Raw genomic sequence first — 15512 nt, 5'->3', positions numbered from 1 at the left:
CCCCTCCCCGACGCCTGCCACCAGGTGCGAGGGACACCGCCTTGAGCCCTGCTGATCGCCGACCTCGCCCCGGACCTCCTGATCCCGCCAGAGCCGGTCTCCTCTGCCGTTGACGACTGCGCCTCGGCCAGTGAGCAGACGGCGCTCCACGATCTCGTGCCTCCCACCTTGGGTGGATGGAAGCTCCCTCTGCTCCATGGAACTCCCTCCGCCCCATGGAAGCTCCCTCCGCCCCTGGAAGCTGCATCAGTTCACGTCTTTGGGCAGATCAGGCGGTCCGATACTGTCGGTGGCGCATGCAACGATGTGCCATGGCCATTTCTCCCACGTTCGTCACTGTCGGCGAAGGACATCGGCTGGCGGTCCGGCGGAGCGGCCAGGGCGGGGTGCCGTTGCTGCTCATCCACGGTTTCCCCTGCACCAGTCTTATCTGGTCGCACAACATCGAGGAGCTCGCCGCGGCCGGGTTCGACGTCGCCGCCCCCGACCTGCGCGGTTACGGCGACTCCGACTTCGCTCCTGACGGCTTCTATGACTTCGCCGCCTTCAACGCCGACCTGGTCGGCCTCATGAACGCCCTGGGCTGGGAGCGCGCCGTCGTGGCAGGGCACGACCTCGGCGCGATGATCACCATTGACCTGGCCACACGCCACCCCGACAGGGTGGACCGGCTGGTGGTGCTCGACGACTCGATGCCTGACCTGCCCGAGGAGTTCGCCGCGGCCGGAATCCCCCCGGGCACGCCCAAGCCGGCGATCTACGACTACCAGCGCCGCCAGGGACTCCATGCCGACGAACTCGTCGCCGAACTCGACACCCCCGAACGGCGGCGGCGCTACATCGCCGAGTTCTTCGGCCATCGGATGTGGTGCCCGCCCGGCGCGTTCAGCGAGGCCGACCTCGACCTGCTCACCGAGCCCTACGCCGACGCCGACCGGCTGCGGGCCTCCTTCGCCGACTATGAGGTGGTGATGGGCACCCGTCCCCTGTCGGCCCCCGAGATGACCGACCGGCCTGTTCAGCAGCCGACGCTCGTCCTCATCGGCCCCGACCAGGTGACGATCGGCGACCACATCGCCGAACGGTGCGCGATCGCCTATCCGCAGGTCGTGGGGCCGTTCTGGGTGCCGGGAGCCGGGCACTTCATGCCGTGGGAGAAGCCCACGGTGGTCAACCGCGCCATCCGCTCGTTCTGCGGCGACCTGCTGGCCCGGCATGCCGACTCCCGCCAGAGGCCGGACGACTCGGCGTTCGCCGTGAGGTCGAGCGGGCGCTGAAGGCTCTCCTCGCGTTCCGCCGAGGCGACGGGCCGCCTCAGGACGGCCCCGCCTCAGACCGCTCTGCCTCAGGACGGCTCTTCCTCAGGACGGCCCCGCCCGCTGGGACCGGCGCCATCCGCAGCACCGGCACCTGGTCGGGCCGTATTTCCACGAGGGCCCTCGTGCGGCGGAGCCGTCCTGAGGGCGGATGGTGCCGGTCCTGCAAGGGAAGGCGGTTGTTCATGAGGGTCCTCGTGCGGCGGGGCCGTCTGAGGGCGGATGGTGCCGGTCCTACACGGCTGGTCGTCCCTTCCCTCGCGGTGGAGTCGCGGGAACCGGACGCCTCAGGACCGTCGCCTCCGCGGTGGTGGTCGGCGGCGCGTTGGGCGGGCGGCAAACCGCCTGGAGTGTCAGCCGTTGTTCTCGCTGGCACCGGGAGGCAGAGGGCGGTTCAGGCGTACTCGACGGAGACGCCGAGGAGACGGACGGGCCTGTCCTGGGCGAAGCGGTCGAAGATCGCCAGGGCGGCCTGCTGGATGGTGGCCGCGTCGAGGGTGGGTTCGGGGAGCTTGGCCTGGCGGGTGTGGGTGACGAAGGGCACGGAACGGACCTTCACCGTGACGCGGATGACCGGGCGTCCCTCGGTCTCGGTGGCGAGCCGTCCGGCCAGGGCGGCGATGTGATCGCGCATGGCGGCGGGATCGGTGAGGTCGTGAGTGAAGGTGGTCTCGTGGCTGTGGCCGCGCGGCACCCACGGGGCGGTGGTGATGGTGGTCTCGCCCCTGCCGAGCGCCAGGTAGCGCAGCCACGGGCCGTTGGTGGGGCCGAAGCGGGCGGCGAGGACGGCGGGGTCGGCGGCGGCGAGCTGGTTGACGGTGTGCAGGCCCAGGTCGGCCAGCTTCTTGGCCGTCTTGGCACCGATGCCCCACAGCGCGGTGGTCGGACGCTCGCCCATGACGTCCGTCCAGGTGTCGGTGGTGAGGCGCGAGACGCCTGACGGCTTCTCGAACTGGGCGGCGAGCTTGGCCTGGTGCTTGTTGTCGCCGATGCCGATCGAGCAGGTGAGCCCGGTCTTGTCGGTGACGGCGCGCTGGATGTCGCGGGCGAGGGTCTCGGGGTCGTCGGTGCGCGCGCCGAGGAAGGCCTCGTCGAGGCCCCAGACCTCCACGACGACGGGGAACGTCCGCAGGACGGCCATGACGGCGGCGCTGGCGGCCTCGTAGGCGGGCAGGTCGGTCGGGAGGTAGACGGCGTCAGGGCAGCGTCTGAGGGCCGTGCGCATGGGCATGCCGGAGTGGACGCCGTACTCGCGGGCCTCGTAGGAGGCGGTGGAGACGACGGTGCGCGGGGTGGTGGGGTCGCCGTTGCCGCCGACGATGACGGGACGGCCGCGCAGCTCGGGATTGCGCAGGATCTCGACGGCGGCCATGAAGGCGTCGAGGTCGAGGTGGAGCACCCAGTCCCGCATGGTGTCCAGTATGACCGCCCGGCGATTCCCAGGACGGAGGTGACCGTGGGGCCGGGCTGTCGAGAGAGCGGCGGTGCAGGTACTCGCCTGGAACGCACGTCGGTGGCCGTGCGGGCCAGGGCCGTGCGGCGCCGTGGCGTTCGGCCGGGACGGCGTGGTGACGATCATCGCAGCTCGCCGGGGGAGTGTGGTCATCCGAGGCGAGAGGTTGTCACGACATATCGACAATCTGGCTGCCCTCGTGGCGCGGAAATGGTTCGCGCTCAGCTGATCGTGGGAAGTGCATGCACCAGCACAACATGAGTAGGGTCGCCCTAAGGACACTGAGGTTTTGGAGGGAGTCGCGTGGCACAGCACAGGGATCTGCCCGCCGGCTTGATGAGCCAGCTCTTCGTGAACAACGGAAGTTCCTCGTTCGCCGAGTTCGTCGGCAGGCACGCTCCTGACCTGCTGCCGGCGCGCCGCGAGACGCTGGCCACGCCGGTCGGTGACCAGGTGCCGCACGCGACCACGATCGTGGCCGCCACCTGCGCCGGCGGGGTGGTGATGGCGGGCGACCGCAGGGCGACGTCAGGGAACGTGATCTCGCAGCGAGACATTCAGAAGGTGTTCCGCACCGACGACTACTCCTGCATGGGCATCGCGGGCACGGCCAGCACGGGCATCGAGATGGCCAGGCTCTACCGGGTGGAGCTGGAGCACTACGAGAAGATGGAGGGTCGCACGCTGTCGGTGGCGGGCAAGGCCAACCGGCTGGCGACGATGATCAGGGGCAACCTCGGGATGGCGATGCAGGGCCTGGTGGTCGTGCCGCTGTTCGCCGCCTACGATCCCGAGCGCGACGGAGGGCGGATCTTCAGCTACGACGTGGCGGGCGGGCCGTACGAGCGGGACAAGTTCGACGCGATCGGCTCGGGCTCGATCTTCGCGAGGGGCTCGCTGAAGAAGCTCTACCGCGAGAACGCCTCGGCCGAGGACATCGTGACCACGGTGATCCAGGCGCTCTACGACGCCGCGGACGACGACTCGGCCACCGGCGGTCCCGACGTGTCGAGGAAGATCTGGCCGATCGTCTCCGTCATCGACGCGGACGGCTTCCGCCGCCTGAGCGACGACGAGGTCGCCGCGGTGGTCGAGCGGATGCTCGAGGAACGCATGATCTCCCCTGACGGCCCCATCGCCCCGCTGCGCTAGAAAGGACCTGCCGAAGTGTCCATGCCTTTTGGATATGCCTCGCCCGAGCAGATCATGCGCGACAAGGCCGACTACGCGCGCAAGGGCATCGCGCGTGGCCGTAGCGTGGTGGTGCTGCAGTACGTCGACGGCATCCTGTTCGTCGCCCCGAACCCGTCGCGGGCGCTGCACAAGGTGAGCGAGATCTACGACAGGATCGGCTTCGCCGCGGTGGGCCGCTACAACGAGTTCGAGGAGCTGCGGCTCGGCGGCATCCGCTACGCCGACATCAACGGCTACACCTACGACCGCACCGACGTGACGGGCAGGGGGCTGGCCAACCTCTACGCCTCCAACCTCGGCCGGATCTTCACCGAGTCGATCAAGTCCCTCGAGGTCGAGGTCGTGGTGGCCGAGGTGGGCGAGACCGCCGACGGCGACGCGATCTACCGGCTGACCTTCGACGGGTCGGTCTTCGACGAGCACGGCTTCGCGGCGATGGGCGGCCAGGCCGAGGCGGTGGGGACCCGGCTGAAGGAGCGCTACCGGGAGGGGATGACGCTGGCCGAGGCGCTGGAGGTGGCGCTGGCGGCGCTGACCGAGCCCGGCGGGGAGCGTCCGCCCGCGGGTCAGCTGGAGGTGGCGGTGCTCGACCGCAACCGCGAGCACCGCAAGTTCCAGCGTCTGACGGGGGCGAGGCTGGAGCGCCTGCTCCCGGCCGCGCCCCCGCCCACTGCGTCCGACGAGGACACCCCGCCGACCGCGCCCGAGGCGGGCGCGGGCGACGGCACCGAATAACCACCATCCACGTCTTTACCGCGCGTCTTCACAGCCCAGTCTGTACGGCAAGCGATCCACGGCCACCGGGGTCACTCGGTGGCCGTCTGTCGTCCACGCTCCTCCAGCGGGACTCCGGCCGCTCGCCGTTACATCGCCCGCTTCGTTCCACACGCGTCTCCTCGTCGGTCATGACCGCTCTCTGGAGAATCTCCAGCCCTGGCAGCCCTACGACGGCGAGCCCTCGTGCCCTGTGGCGAGGACGGGATCTCTCGCCCTGAGGTGGCGGGCGGAGAGCAGCCCTCTCGCCATGAGGCGGCGCGTCGGTCCCTTCTGGACCTTCTGTCGGCCGTCAGGAGATGTCCTGGTCCCTCTGAAGGAGCTCCCGCGTCTGGATCACAGTCAGGCGTCCCTCGGAGGCCCTGGTCACTTCGCGTTAGGCCTTGCCGCCGCTTCTCCTGCATGGCCCCAGCCCCCGATGCGTCGTAGGCCCTCCTTCGGTCGTATCCGTTGCTCGCTGTTACGGTGTTCTCGCTCTCGTCCGATGTGACCGGGATCACGTTGGTTCGGGCGAACCGGGGTTCCAGGTTGTGGATCAAAGAGCGTGTGAAGATGAGAACCCTCGCGACCGGCGTCGCCGCCCTCGCCTGCTCCCTGGCCCTCACCGGCGGCACCGCCGTGGCGGCGGCCGGTGGCATCCCGAAGTACAAGGTGCCCACGATCTTCGGGACGACCTTCCAGGCCGATCCGGGCCATGACTTCACCAAGGGCCTCCACTCCCGCCGCAACGGCATCCTGCGCGGCTGGATCACGGCCGTGAGCGCCGACGGCACGGCCGAGTACGAGCCGATCAAGTGGAAGAAGGACAAGCACACCGAGGGCTTCTTCGTCGGGCCGCCCGAGGGCGACGTGACCGCCTACGCCTCGCCCATCGCCAAGAAGGTGGTCTTCCTCAGCGCCTTCGGCTGCGACAGCTCGGGGGGGAACATGACGGTCGACCGCAGGACCGGGCTCGGCAACAAGAGCTGCTCGAGGAGTGCGCTGATCAAGTGGGCGAAGGCGGGGGAGCGTCCGTCGCTCATCACGGTTCACAAGGGCCAGATCGTGAAGGTTCAGGAGATCTTCACTCCGTGAGCGGGCGCGGGACCGTCCGCGGGGGCGGCGGTCCCGCGAGCCGCGCTCACGGCCGTAGCAGGGCCGGGCGCAGTGGCGTGCACAGGAGGGCGTGGAGCCGGTAGGACGGCGCGGAGGGGTCCGCGCCGTCGCCGACCGAGGCCCCACAGACCCGATCAGGTCTCCTGAGCCACCTCTCGCGGTCCCCTCACGCGGATCGGGGGTGTCGAGTCGGACAGGCTCAATTGCGGGTCGGGCAACGCGCTCGGTAATTGAAAGAAAACCGAAACACGCGAAGATCTCTCCCGCTGGCCTTTTCGGGGAACTAGTGTGAGGTGATGGATCGTCGCATCTTCGGGCTGGAGAACGAGTACGGCGTGACCTGCACGTTCAGGGGGCAGCGCAGGCTGTCTCCGGACGAGGTCGCCCGCTACCTGTTCCGCCGGGTCGTCTCCTGGGGCCGATCGAGCAATGTCTTCCTCCGCAACGGCGCGCGTCTCTATCTCGACGTGGGCAGCCACCCCGAGTACGCAACACCAGAGTGTGACAACGTCATCGAGCTCGTCACCCACGACAAGGCGGGCGAGCGCATCCTCGAGGGCCTGCTCGTCGACGCCGAGAAGCGGCTGCGCGAAGAGGGCATCGCCGGTGACATCTACCTGTTCAAGAACAACACCGACTCAGCCGGCAACTCCTACGGCTGTCACGAGAACTATCTGGTCGGCAGGCACGGCGAGTTCGGCCGCCTGGCCGACGTGCTGATCCCGTTCCTGGTCACCCGGCAGATCATCTGCGGCGCCGGCAAGGTGCTGCAGACGCCGCGCGGCGCGGTCTACTGCGTCTCGCAGCGGGCCGAGCACATCTGGGAGGGCGTCTCCAGCGCCACGACCAGGTCCAGGCCGATCATCAACACGCGCGACGAGCCGCACGCCGACGCCGAGCGCTTCCGCAGGCTGCACGTCATCGTCGGCGACTCCAACATGAGCGAGTCGACGATGCTGCTCAAGGTCGGCGCCACCGACCTGGTGCTGCGGATGATCGAGGCGGGCACGGTGATGCGCGACCTGTCGCTTGAGAACCCGATCAGGGCCATCCGCGAGGTCTCCCACGACATGACCGGACGCCGCAGGGTCCGCCTGGCCAACGGGCGCGAGGCCTCCTCGCTGGAGATCCAGCAGGAGTACCTCACCAAGGCCAAGGACTTCGTCGACAGGCGCGGCGGCGACCCCATCGCGCGCAGGGTGCTCGAGCTGTGGGAGCGCACGCTGCGCGCGGTCGAGACCGGCAACCTCGATCTCGTCTCCCGCGAGATCGACTGGGTGACGAAGTACCAGCTCATCGAGCGCTACCGGAAGAAGTACGACCTGCCGCTGTCCAGCCCGCGGGTGGCCCAGCTCGACCTGGCCTACCACGACGTGCACCGCCGGCGCGGCCTCTACTACCTGCTGCAGAAGCGCGGCGCGGTCGAGCGGGTGGCCTCCGACCTCAAGATCTTCGAGGCCAAGTCGGTGCCGCCGCAGACCACCAGGGCGCGGCTGCGCGGGGAGTTCATCCGCAAGGCGCAGGAGAAGCGGCGCGACTTCACCGTCGACTGGGTGCACCTCAAGCTCAACGACCAGGCGCAGCGCACCGTGCTGTGCAAGGACCCCTTCCGCAGCGTCGACGAGAGGGTGGACAAGCTCATCGCCGGAATGTGAGAACCGTTTACCGGTTACTTATCAAGGTCGTACACGGGGGTCGGGTAGGGTGACGCGAACCTGTCCGACTTCCTTGAGGGAACTCCATGCGCCGCCGCCTGGCCGTACTTGCAGCAGTGCCTTTGATCTTCGCCGCAGCGTGCGGCACGCAGCCCGCCAGTGACGCGCCCGCAGCGGCGTCGGGGCCGAAGGTCACCGGAAACGTGGGCGCCAAGCCCACGGTGACCTTCCCCGCCGGCGACCCCGCCAAGAAGTCGTCGATGGAGGTGCTGAGCCCCGGCACGGGCGCCGGTGTCGCCAAGGGCGACACCGTGTTCGTGAACCTGTCCGTCTGGAGCTGGGACGGCAAGCAGAACACGCTCGAGGGCTCGACCTACGACACCAAGAAGACCGAGCCGATCACCGTCAACGACAACATGCCGAAGGTGATGATCGACGGCTTCGGCAAGACCAAGCTCGGCGGCCGCTTCATGACCGTCGTGGCCAACGACAGCTACACCGAGCAGGAGCTGGCCCAGGCCAAGCAGAACGGCGTCGACACCTCCAAGCCGCGGGTGTTCGTCTTCGATCTGGTCTCCACGCTGCCCAAGGCGGCGCGGGGCGAGGCGAAGGACCCCAAGGTCAAGGGCGTGAAGCTGACCAACCCCGGGGGCGACGCCGCGCCGGTGCTGACCACCAAGACCGCTGACAAGCCGCCGGCCAAGCTGATCAACAAGACGGTCATCGAGGGCACCGGCCCGGCCGTCCAGAAGAACCAGTCGGTCGTCGTCCACTACACGGGCAAGCTCTGGGGCAGCGACAAGCAGTTCGACTCCAGCTGGGGCAAGGACCCGTTCACCCTGCAGGGCGTCGGCACCGGCCAGGTCATCAAGGGCTGGGACCAGGCGCTCGAGGGCGCCAAGGTCGGCAGCCGCCTGCTGCTGGTGATCCCGCCGAACCTGGGCTACGGCGACAAGGACTCCGGCACCATCCCGGCCAGCAGCACGCTGGTGTTCGTGGTGGACGTTCTGGCCGCCTACTGACACGAAATCTGATAGACCGGTGGCCCGGTGGCAGACTCTCTGCCGCCGGGCCTTCGTGTCCGACGGGTGTGTCTCAGGGAGGACGTCCATGCGCCTGCTCCTGCTGCTGGTGCCGCTGGCGCTGCTGACCGCGTGCACGGGCGCCTCCGCCGGTGACGATCTCGACCTGAAGGTGGGCGGGGAGTTCGGGGCCAAGCCGACCATCGTCTTCCCGGCCGGCAAGCCCTCGGCCGACCTGCAGATCGACCAGCTCACCGCGGGCAAGGGCGCGAAGCTGGGCAAGAACGACGTGGCGATCGTGCAGTACACCGCGCACATCTGGGACGGCAGGGAGAACCGCCTGGTCGACTCCAGCTTCAACCGCGGCACGCCGGCGGCCTTCCCCGTCGGGCAGCTGCTGCCGGGCCTGGACAAGGCGCTGCAGGGCCGCGCGGTGGGCAGCAGGGTGATCGCCGCGATCCCGCCCAAGGACGGCTTCGGCGCCAACCCGCCGCAGGGCATCGGCCCCGACGACGAGCTGTTCTACGTGATCGATATCCTCGGTGCCCACGCCAGGAACGCCCACGCCTCGGGGACGGGCGCCCTGGGCGGGGTCAGGGTGAGCGGCGAGGGCCGCCCGAGGCTGTCCATCCCCGCGGGCCCCGCGCCCCGCGCCTTCGCCGCGAAGGTGCTCGAGCGCGGCGACGGGCCCAGGACGAAGGCGGGGCAGCTGCTGGTCACCCAGCACGAGGGCGCGGTGTGGGGGAGCAGGAAGGTCTTCGACTCCACCTGGAAGTCGGGTCAGCCCAAGGCGTTCAAGATCGGTGAGGGGAGCGTCATCAAGGGCTGGGACCGCGCGCTCGTCGGCGTCCCGACCGGCAGCAGGGTGCTGATGATCGTCCCGCCCTCCCACGGCTACGGCGCGACGGGCCACCCACAGTTCGGCATCACCGGGGCTGACACGCTGGTGTTCGTCGTGGACGTGCTGGCCGCCTACTAGGGGCTCGTAGACTCCCCGCTGTGAGCGACCTCGAGGCCCTGTCCCAGCTGAGCGATCCCGTCCGCCGCAGCCTGTACGCGTTCGTGGCGGCCAGCGGCGGTGAGGTGGGCCGCGGCGAGGCGGCCGAGGCCGCGGGAGTGTCCAGGACGCTGGCGGCCCATCATCTCGACAAGCTGGTCGAGGCGGGGCTGCTGGAGGCCGCCTTCCGGCCGCAGGAGCGCAAGGGGCCCGGCAGCGGCCGTCCGGCGAAGGTCTACCGCAGGGCGGGCGTGGAGCTGTCGGTGAGCCTGCCCCCTCGCGACTACGGCTCGCTCGCCTCGGTGCTGGCCGAGGTCGTCGACCTGCTGGGCGGCGAGGAGCAGGCCGAGGAGGCCGCCCGCGGGCTGGGGCGCAGGCTGGCCGCCGCGCGAGGGGGCGCGGCCGATGTGGCGGAGGTGCTGCGCGAGCGCGGGTACGAGCCCTACACCGAGGAGGGGGAGGTCAGGCAGCGCAACTGCCCCTTCCACGCGCTGGCGGAGGAGCAGCCGCTGCTGGTGTGCTCGATGAACCTGGCGCTGTGCCAGGGGCTGCTGGAGGGCCTCGGCCAGGATCCCGGGCGGGCCAGGCTCGACCCGCGGCCCGGCGAATGCTGCGTCACCCTTTCTAAAACCAACGAGAATTGACATAGTAGGGTCCATGCATCTCGCCCAGCTGAACGTCGCGCACCTGCGCGCCCCTCTCGACTCGCCGGAACTCGCCGACTTCGTCGCCAACCTGGAGCCGGTCAACCGGGTCTCCGATGCCGCACCGGGGTTCGTGTGGCGGCTGAAGGAGGACGAGGCGGATCCGACCGCCACCGTCCAGCACGACTACGGCGATCACCTGGTGATCAACTTCTCGGTGTGGGAGTCGCGCGAGACGCTGTGGAACTTCGTCTACAAGAGCTCCCACATGGCGGTGCTCAAGCGGCGCAGGGAGTGGTTCCTGCGCGTCGCCGAGCCGTACAGCGCGATGTGGTGGATCCCCGTGGGGACGATCCCGACGCTCGCCGAGGGCATGGGGCGCCTGGACCGCCTCAGGGCCGAGGGGCCCGGCCCCGAGGCGTTCACGTTCAAGAACTTCTACGAGGCGACCACGATGCCGAGACACATCTCGTCCTGGGTGCCCTCGCCCCAGACCACATAGCGCGGCGGCAGGTCGCGCAGCAGCGGCAGCTTGGCGCGCAGCGCGGCGTCGTGGGTGCAGGTGGTGCGGATCGTGTCACCGGGCTTGACCGTGACGGGCTTGGCCAGCGGCCGCAGCGCCTGGTTGTCGAAGTCGTACTCGGGCACGTCGAGCAGCGTCTGCGCGCCGGGCTTGCCGGGGTTCAGCTCCACCTTGATGGAGCGGCCCAGCAGGTGCATGTGCCCGGCCAGCGCGTGCAGCGTGGCGGGCTCCTCGACCGGCATATCGCAGTGCTGGGTGGGCCCGGGCTTGGGCTTGCCGCCCGAGCACCACTGCACCAACCCGGAGGTCTGCTCCTTGGCATCGAGGCTGAAGCGCCTGCTCACGTCGGCGATGGCGGCCTCGCGCTCGCACAGCGGGCCCTTCTCCTCAGCCGTGCAGGGCAGCTCGATGGGGGCCATGAACAGCTCGGTGCGCAGCGGCGTCAGCTTGCCGGTGGTCAGGCGCAGCCTGACGCTCGACTGGTCGCTGCCGGCGGGACGGTCCCCGATGGCCAGCGTGCTGTAGTGCACCTGCATGATCAGCGCGCTGCCCGCCGCCATCGGGTAGCCGAGTTTCGGATCGAGCAGGATCTCGCTGGTTCCCGGCGCCCAGTGGCCGATCCAGTCGGCGTCGCCCACGCCCGCGTCGCCGAAGCAGCCCCAGCCCTCGCCGGGCTCCTTGGCGTCGTGGGCGCGCACGCCCGCGATCTTGTCGGCGTCGACCCTGAACAGGATGGCGTGGTGCACCACGTCGGCGTTCTGCGCGGCGAACTGGGTGCCGGTCAGGAAGGTGTCGCCGTCCTCCAGGCCGGGATCGATGAGGAAGCAGCGGTACTCGTCGGTGCCGCCGTTGGGCGGCTTGGGCGTGTAGGGCTTGGGCATCGTCACCGTGACGAAGCGCTCGCCACCGCGCGGCGGCGCTGTGACAGGGGCGGCGGTGGGGGTGCCGTGCAGGCCACTGTGAGCGCCACTGGGAGTGCCACTGGGAGAGCTGCTGTGAGCGCTGCTCCGGTGGTCGCCGGGACCGCTGCCGGAGGCGGCGCCGCCCGCCCCGCAGGCGGTCACGACCAGCGCCAGGATCGTGAGCAGCGCGATGCGCGTTCGCTTCATCAGTCCACGATCCCCGCGAGGATCGGTCGTGTCCTCAACCCATGGGATGAACCGGCGCTACCCCAGAAGTGTGACCGCGTGCCGTCCGGCCGCGGCAGAGGCCAGGAAGTAGGCCAGGTCCTCCTCCAGGCCCCGCCCCATCGTCGACAGCCTGACCGGCGAGTCGAGCAGCGCCTCGTACAGCCCGTCGACCGGGACCGAGACCAGCTCGTGCCGTACGGCCAGCAGCTCGGCCTGGTCGCGCACGCGCTCGCCGAACTCGCCCGGCAGCTCGGGCACGACCACCTGGGCGGTCGTCAGCGCCACCCTGCCGTAGGCGGTCAGCGAATGGTGCGAGACGCCGATGTGCCGCTCGCGCGTGTCCCCCTCGCTGATCCGCAGCGCCGCGACGGGACGGCCGTCCAGCACGGCGGCGGCGTTGACCGCCTCGCCAGCCGACACCCCCGAGAACCCCCACCGGGTGCCGGTGCCGAGGTTGCCCGGCCCCTGGGTGACGATCGCCACGTCGGCGTTCAGGACGTGCTTGGCGGCCAGCAGCCCGGTGTGGGTGGTGACGGCCTCCACGTCGCCGCCGAAGGACTGGCCCACGGTCACCACACCGGCCAGCCAGCCGACCTCACGCAGCTTCGCACAGGCCATGGAGAACCAGGCGGGCAGCGCGCCGCCGTCCAGCATCACGTAGGCGACCCTGGGCAGCGGCCGCATCCCGCACAGGATCGGCGGCAGCGCCGAGTGCAGGTCGGCCACCACGACGGGCATCCCCTCGAGGCTGTCGGCCTCGCGCAGCAGCTCGTGGAAGGGGGAGTCCTGCTCGTCCGCGCCGAGCACGGTGGCCTGCAAAGGGGTGTAGCGGGCCTTCACCAGGTGACCGGGACCGTCAGGATCTTCCGGCAATCTGTTCGGGACGGCCACCACCATGGCGTAACCTCCCGTACCGAGACCCATCGCGAGTGCGGTCGTGTTGAGCAGCACCTCGTCACCCGGTTCAGGGCGCCCCACCAGCCGGGGATAGGCCAGCGCCCTGCACGTCCCCTCCGGGACGGTGACCTCGAGCTCCACAGCTCCCGGCCACTCGCGCCGGATCCCGACAACCTCGCCCTTGCGCCATCTGATCACGGAGGCAGGGTAGCGTCGAACGAGTGAGGAGAAGGGCAGATGTCGCGCCGTAAGACAGAGCGGTTGCTCAATCTTGTGATCTGCCTGCTCGCGACGCGCCGGCCGCTGTCGGCCGAGCAGATCCGCCAGGCCGTGCCCGGCTACGACCGCGACGGCGACGAGGCCTTCCAGCGGATGTTCGAGCGCGACAAGAACGAGCTGCGCGAGATCGGCATCCCGATCGAGGTCCATCGCGACCCGTGGGAGGACGAGCCGGGCTACCGGATCCAGCGCGAGGCCTACGAGCTGCCCGAGATCACGCTGGAGCCCGACGAGGCCGCCGTGCTGGGCCTGGCCGCGCAGGTGTGGCAGCGGGCCAGCCTGGCCGAGGCGGCCAGTGGCGCGCTGCTGAAGCTGCGTGCGGGCGGCGTGGCCACCGACGCCGGTCCCGGCGAGGCGCTGGAGCTGCGCGTCGACACCCGCGACCCGTCCTTCCCCGCCCTCTGGGAGGCGGTGCGCGACAGGCGGGTCGTCAGGTTCGACTACCGCCCCGCCGCGGGGGAGTCGGTGCGCACGCGCACGGTCGAGCCGTGGGGCGTCATCAGCCGCAGGGGCAAGTGGTACGTGGCGGGCTTCGACCGCGACAGGCAGGCGCCGCGCGTCTTCCGGCTCAGCCGCATCTCCGGCCAGGTCGCCGCCATCGGCCGCCCCGGCGTGGTCGAGGTGCCCGAAGGGGTGGACCTGCGCTCGATGGTCGGCTTCCCCGAGGAGGCGATGGAGGAGCGGACCGCCGTCCTGCGGGTACGGCAGGGCGCCTGCGAGGGGCTGCGGCAGGTCGCGCGCGCCGTACGCGAAGGGGACGACGGATGGGACACGGTGGAGCTGGTCTTCGCCGATCCCGAGCGGCTGGCCGGGTGGATCGCGAGCCTCGGCGCCGACGTCGTGGTGGTGGAGCCGCCCGACGCCAGGGAGGCCGTGATCGCGCGACTGAAGGGGGCACTGGCATGAGCGAGCATCGCGAGCGATCAATCGAACACAGCCTCGTCGAGCTCATGCGGCCGACGAAGGAGGACGCATGAGCTCGACCGCGGATCGGCTGCCGAGGCTGCTGGCGCTGGTGCCGTACCTGATGTCCCATCCGGGGGCGCAGGTCGGCGAGGTGGCGGCGGTGTTCGGGCTGAGCGAGAAGCAGCTCATCGACGACCTGCAGCTGGTGTGGATGTGCGGGCTGCCGGGGCACACCCCCGGCGACCTGATCGACGTCTCGTGGGACGGCGGCGAGATCATCATCGACAACGCCGACACCATCGCCCGCCCGCTGCGTCTCGGCATCGACGAGGCCAGCGCGCTGCTCGTGGCCCTGCGGATGCTGGCGGCCACGCCGGAGCTGGCCGAGTTCGCCCACGGCGACGCGCTGCCCCGCGTGGTGGCCAAGCTGGAGCAGGCGGCGGGCGAGGGCGCGGCGGCGGTCAGCAGCCAGTTCGCCGTCGACGTGGAGTCCGCGCCCGACGCGGCCGCGAGGGTGCGCGAGGCGCTGACCGGCAAGCGGAGGCTGTCGCTGCGCTACTACGTGCCCGGCCGCGACGAGGTGACGCCCCGCGAGGTCGACCCGACCCGTCTGGTCATGGCCGACGGCCGTACCTACCTGGAGGGCTGGTGCTACCGGGCCGAGGCGATGCGGCTGTTCAGACTCGACAGGATGCTGACGGTCGAGGTGCTCGACGTGCCCGCCGACCCGCCGGCCGGCGCCGAGCCGATCGACGTCACGCAGGGCGTCTTCCGGCCCTCGCCCACCGACGAGCTGGTCGTGCTGGAGGTGACGGCCGCCGGGCGCTGGGTGGCCGAGTACTACCCGTGCGAGCAGGTCGAGGAGCTGGGGGAGGGGCGGCTGCGCGTCACGCTTCGCGCCCGCGACGAGGACTGGACGCTCAAGCTGGTCCTGCGCCTGGGCGACACGGGGCGGATCGTCTCGCCGCCGGCCATGGCGGCGAGGGTGCAGCAGGAGGCCGAGCGGGCGCTCGCCCTGTACGCTCGGGCGTCATGAGCTGGATCTACGTGGCGGTCGCCCTGGGCGTGGCCGGACTCACCGTGCTGGCGGTCGTGACCGCCAGGGTGCTGGTCGCCACGAGGCGGTTGAGTGCCGAGGTACGGCGGGCAAGTGCCCAGCTCACGGCCGCCAGGGAAACATTGCGTGCCCGAAATGGGGCGAACGGGAACTGAGGGGATGAGTCTGCGCCTTCGGCAGCGTACGATCGACCGTGAGATTGCACCTCGCTCAATAAGGATGTTCCATGTTCTCAAACCTCGGAGTGCCTGAGCTGCTGATCATCGCCGGCGTCCTGGTCCTGCTGTTCGGGGCCAAGAAGATGCCGGAGATGGCGCGGGGCGTGGGCAAGTCGCTGCGCATCTTCAAGGCCGAGACCGCCAAGCTGCGCGACGATGACGACGACGAGCACTCGGCGACGCAGACCACCCAGGCGACCGCTCAGGCCCAGCCGCAAGCCCAGCCCGTCCAGCCGCTGCCGGTCGCGGCCGCGCAGACTCCTGAGGAGCAGGCCCGTCAGCTCGAGGAGCAGGCCGCGAAGCTGCGCTCCCAGGCCTCGGCCAACAAGAACGCCTGACTCACACCCCCACC

At 70.2% G+C, this 15512-nt stretch carries 16 protein-coding genes; 13 read left to right on the top strand and 3 right to left on the bottom strand.

Going from position 1 to position 15512, the window contains the following annotated elements:
- The first annotated feature begins 311 nt into the window (after window positions 1–311).
- Window positions 312–1277 carry an alpha/beta fold hydrolase gene (locus H4W81_RS16850; RefSeq protein ID WP_192775685.1) on the top strand — a complete coding sequence of 322 codons (966 nt, stop codon included), beginning with the start codon at window positions 312–314 and terminating at the stop codon, window positions 1275–1277.
- A 433-nt stretch (window positions 1278–1710) separates the two neighbouring features.
- Here H4W81_RS16850 and H4W81_RS16845 read toward each other — a convergent pair whose 3' ends face one another.
- On the bottom strand, window positions 1711–2727 hold the full coding sequence (locus H4W81_RS16845; RefSeq protein WP_192775684.1) for a DNA polymerase IV: 1017 nt from the start codon (window positions 2725–2727) through the stop codon (window positions 1711–1713).
- Window positions 2728–3072: 345 nt separating this feature from the next.
- On the opposite strand from H4W81_RS16845, the gene prcB reads away from it, so the two are divergent.
- The 8 genes from prcB to H4W81_RS16805 all read left to right on the top strand — a co-directional run bounded on the left by prcB (window position 3073) and on the right by H4W81_RS16805 (window position 10652).
- Complete coding sequence (prcB, locus tag H4W81_RS16840) at window positions 3073–3921, top strand: proteasome subunit beta (protein WP_397128062.1); 849 nt, start codon at window positions 3073–3075, stop codon at window positions 3919–3921.
- Between the two features lie 21 nt (window positions 3922–3942).
- On the top strand, window positions 3943–4698 hold the full coding sequence (gene prcA / locus H4W81_RS16835; protein WP_192775683.1) for a proteasome subunit alpha: 756 nt from the start codon (window positions 3943–3945) through the stop codon (window positions 4696–4698).
- Between the two features lie 591 nt (window positions 4699–5289).
- Complete coding sequence (locus tag H4W81_RS16830; RefSeq protein ID WP_192775682.1) at window positions 5290–5811, top strand: hypothetical protein; 522 nt, start codon at window positions 5290–5292, stop codon at window positions 5809–5811.
- Window positions 5812–6128: 317 nt separating this feature from the next.
- Window positions 6129–7487: a Pup--protein ligase gene (gene pafA / locus H4W81_RS16825; protein ID WP_192775681.1), complete on the top strand. Its 1359-nt coding sequence runs from the start codon at window positions 6129–6131 to the stop codon at window positions 7485–7487.
- 122 nt (window positions 7488–7609) lie between these two features.
- A complete protein-coding gene (locus H4W81_RS16820; protein WP_225958661.1) occupies window positions 7610–8509 on the top strand; it encodes an FKBP-type peptidyl-prolyl cis-trans isomerase in 900 nt (299 codons plus the stop codon).
- 88 nt (window positions 8510–8597) lie between these two features.
- Window positions 8598–9488, top strand: coding sequence for an FKBP-type peptidyl-prolyl cis-trans isomerase (locus H4W81_RS16815; RefSeq protein ID WP_192775679.1), 891 nt, complete (start codon window positions 8598–8600; stop codon window positions 9486–9488).
- Between the two features lie 20 nt (window positions 9489–9508).
- Window positions 9509–10150 carry a helix-turn-helix transcriptional regulator gene (locus tag H4W81_RS16810; protein ID WP_192775678.1) on the top strand — a complete coding sequence of 214 codons (642 nt, stop codon included), beginning with the start codon at window positions 9509–9511 and terminating at the stop codon, window positions 10148–10150.
- 13 nt (window positions 10151–10163) lie between these two features.
- Window positions 10164–10652, top strand: coding sequence for a DUF3291 domain-containing protein (locus H4W81_RS16805; RefSeq protein WP_192775677.1), 489 nt, complete (start codon window positions 10164–10166; stop codon window positions 10650–10652).
- Here H4W81_RS16805 and H4W81_RS16800 read toward each other — a convergent pair.
- Both H4W81_RS16800 and H4W81_RS16795 read right to left on the bottom strand, forming a co-directional pair.
- A complete protein-coding gene (locus H4W81_RS16800) occupies window positions 10589–11782 on the bottom strand; it encodes a monooxygenase (protein ID WP_192775676.1) in 1194 nt (397 codons plus the stop codon). The genes H4W81_RS16805 and H4W81_RS16800 overlap by 64 nt on opposite strands.
- 57 nt (window positions 11783–11839) lie before the next feature.
- Window positions 11840–12898: a DUF3866 family protein gene (locus tag H4W81_RS16795; protein WP_192775675.1), complete on the bottom strand. Its 1059-nt coding sequence runs from the start codon at window positions 12896–12898 to the stop codon at window positions 11840–11842.
- 39 nt (window positions 12899–12937) lie between these two features.
- On the opposite strand from H4W81_RS16795, the gene H4W81_RS16790 reads away from it, so the two are divergent.
- From H4W81_RS16790 to tatA, 4 genes are all read left to right on the top strand, one after another.
- Window positions 12938–13885 (top strand): helix-turn-helix transcriptional regulator, encoded by a 948-nt coding sequence (locus H4W81_RS16790; protein WP_192775674.1) that lies wholly within the window; start codon window positions 12938–12940, stop codon window positions 13883–13885.
- A 67-nt stretch (window positions 13886–13952) separates the two neighbouring features.
- The gene (locus H4W81_RS16785) at window positions 13953–14921 is read left to right on the top strand and encodes a helix-turn-helix transcriptional regulator (RefSeq protein WP_192775673.1); all 969 of its coding nucleotides are present in this window, start codon (window positions 13953–13955) and stop codon (window positions 14919–14921) included.
- Entirely contained in the window at window positions 14918–15097 is a 180-nt protein-coding gene (locus H4W81_RS16780; protein WP_192775672.1) for a hypothetical protein, read from the top strand. Before H4W81_RS16785 ends, H4W81_RS16780 begins: the two co-directional genes overlap by 4 nt.
- Window positions 15098–15168: 71 nt before the next feature.
- Window positions 15169–15498: a Sec-independent protein translocase subunit TatA gene (gene tatA, locus H4W81_RS16775; protein ID WP_192775671.1), complete on the top strand. Its 330-nt coding sequence runs from the start codon at window positions 15169–15171 to the stop codon at window positions 15496–15498.
- The last annotated feature ends 14 nt before the right edge of the window (window positions 15499–15512 follow it).

Source organism: Nonomuraea africana (assembly GCF_014873535.1).
Taxonomy (GTDB): Bacteria; Actinomycetota; Actinomycetes; order Streptosporangiales; family Streptosporangiaceae; genus Nonomuraea; species Nonomuraea africana.
The sequence above is the reverse complement of the archived record's forward strand: the minus strand, read 5'-3'. Positions and strand labels throughout refer to the sequence as shown.

What these genes read in the sequence shown, in the direction of transcription:
- H4W81_RS16850 (WP_192775685.1), top strand. Translation starts at nt 312, where the DNA reads ATGGCCATTTCTCCCACGTTCGTCACTGTCGGCGAAGGACATCGGCTG.
- H4W81_RS16845 (WP_192775684.1), bottom strand. Translation starts at nt 2,727, where the DNA reads ATGCGGGACTGGGTGCTCCACCTCGACCTCGACGCCTTCATGGCCGCC.
- prcA (WP_192775683.1), top strand. Translation starts at nt 3,943, where the DNA reads ATGCCTTTTGGATATGCCTCGCCCGAGCAGATCATGCGCGACAAGGCC.
- H4W81_RS16830 (WP_192775682.1), top strand. Translation starts at nt 5,290, where the DNA reads ATGAGAACCCTCGCGACCGGCGTCGCCGCCCTCGCCTGCTCCCTGGCC.
- pafA (WP_192775681.1), top strand. Translation starts at nt 6,129, where the DNA reads ATGGATCGTCGCATCTTCGGGCTGGAGAACGAGTACGGCGTGACCTGC.
- H4W81_RS16815 (WP_192775679.1), top strand. Translation starts at nt 8,598, where the DNA reads ATGCGCCTGCTCCTGCTGCTGGTGCCGCTGGCGCTGCTGACCGCGTGC.
- H4W81_RS16805 (WP_192775677.1), top strand. Translation starts at nt 10,164, where the DNA reads ATGCATCTCGCCCAGCTGAACGTCGCGCACCTGCGCGCCCCTCTCGAC.
- H4W81_RS16800 (WP_192775676.1), bottom strand. Translation starts at nt 11,782, where the DNA reads ATGAAGCGAACGCGCATCGCGCTGCTCACGATCCTGGCGCTGGTCGTG.
- H4W81_RS16790 (WP_192775674.1), top strand. Translation starts at nt 12,938, where the DNA reads ATGTCGCGCCGTAAGACAGAGCGGTTGCTCAATCTTGTGATCTGCCTG.
- H4W81_RS16785 (WP_192775673.1), top strand. Translation starts at nt 13,953, where the DNA reads ATGAGCTCGACCGCGGATCGGCTGCCGAGGCTGCTGGCGCTGGTGCCG.
- H4W81_RS16780 (WP_192775672.1), top strand. Translation starts at nt 14,918, where the DNA reads ATGAGCTGGATCTACGTGGCGGTCGCCCTGGGCGTGGCCGGACTCACC.
- tatA (WP_192775671.1), top strand. Translation starts at nt 15,169, where the DNA reads ATGTTCTCAAACCTCGGAGTGCCTGAGCTGCTGATCATCGCCGGCGTC.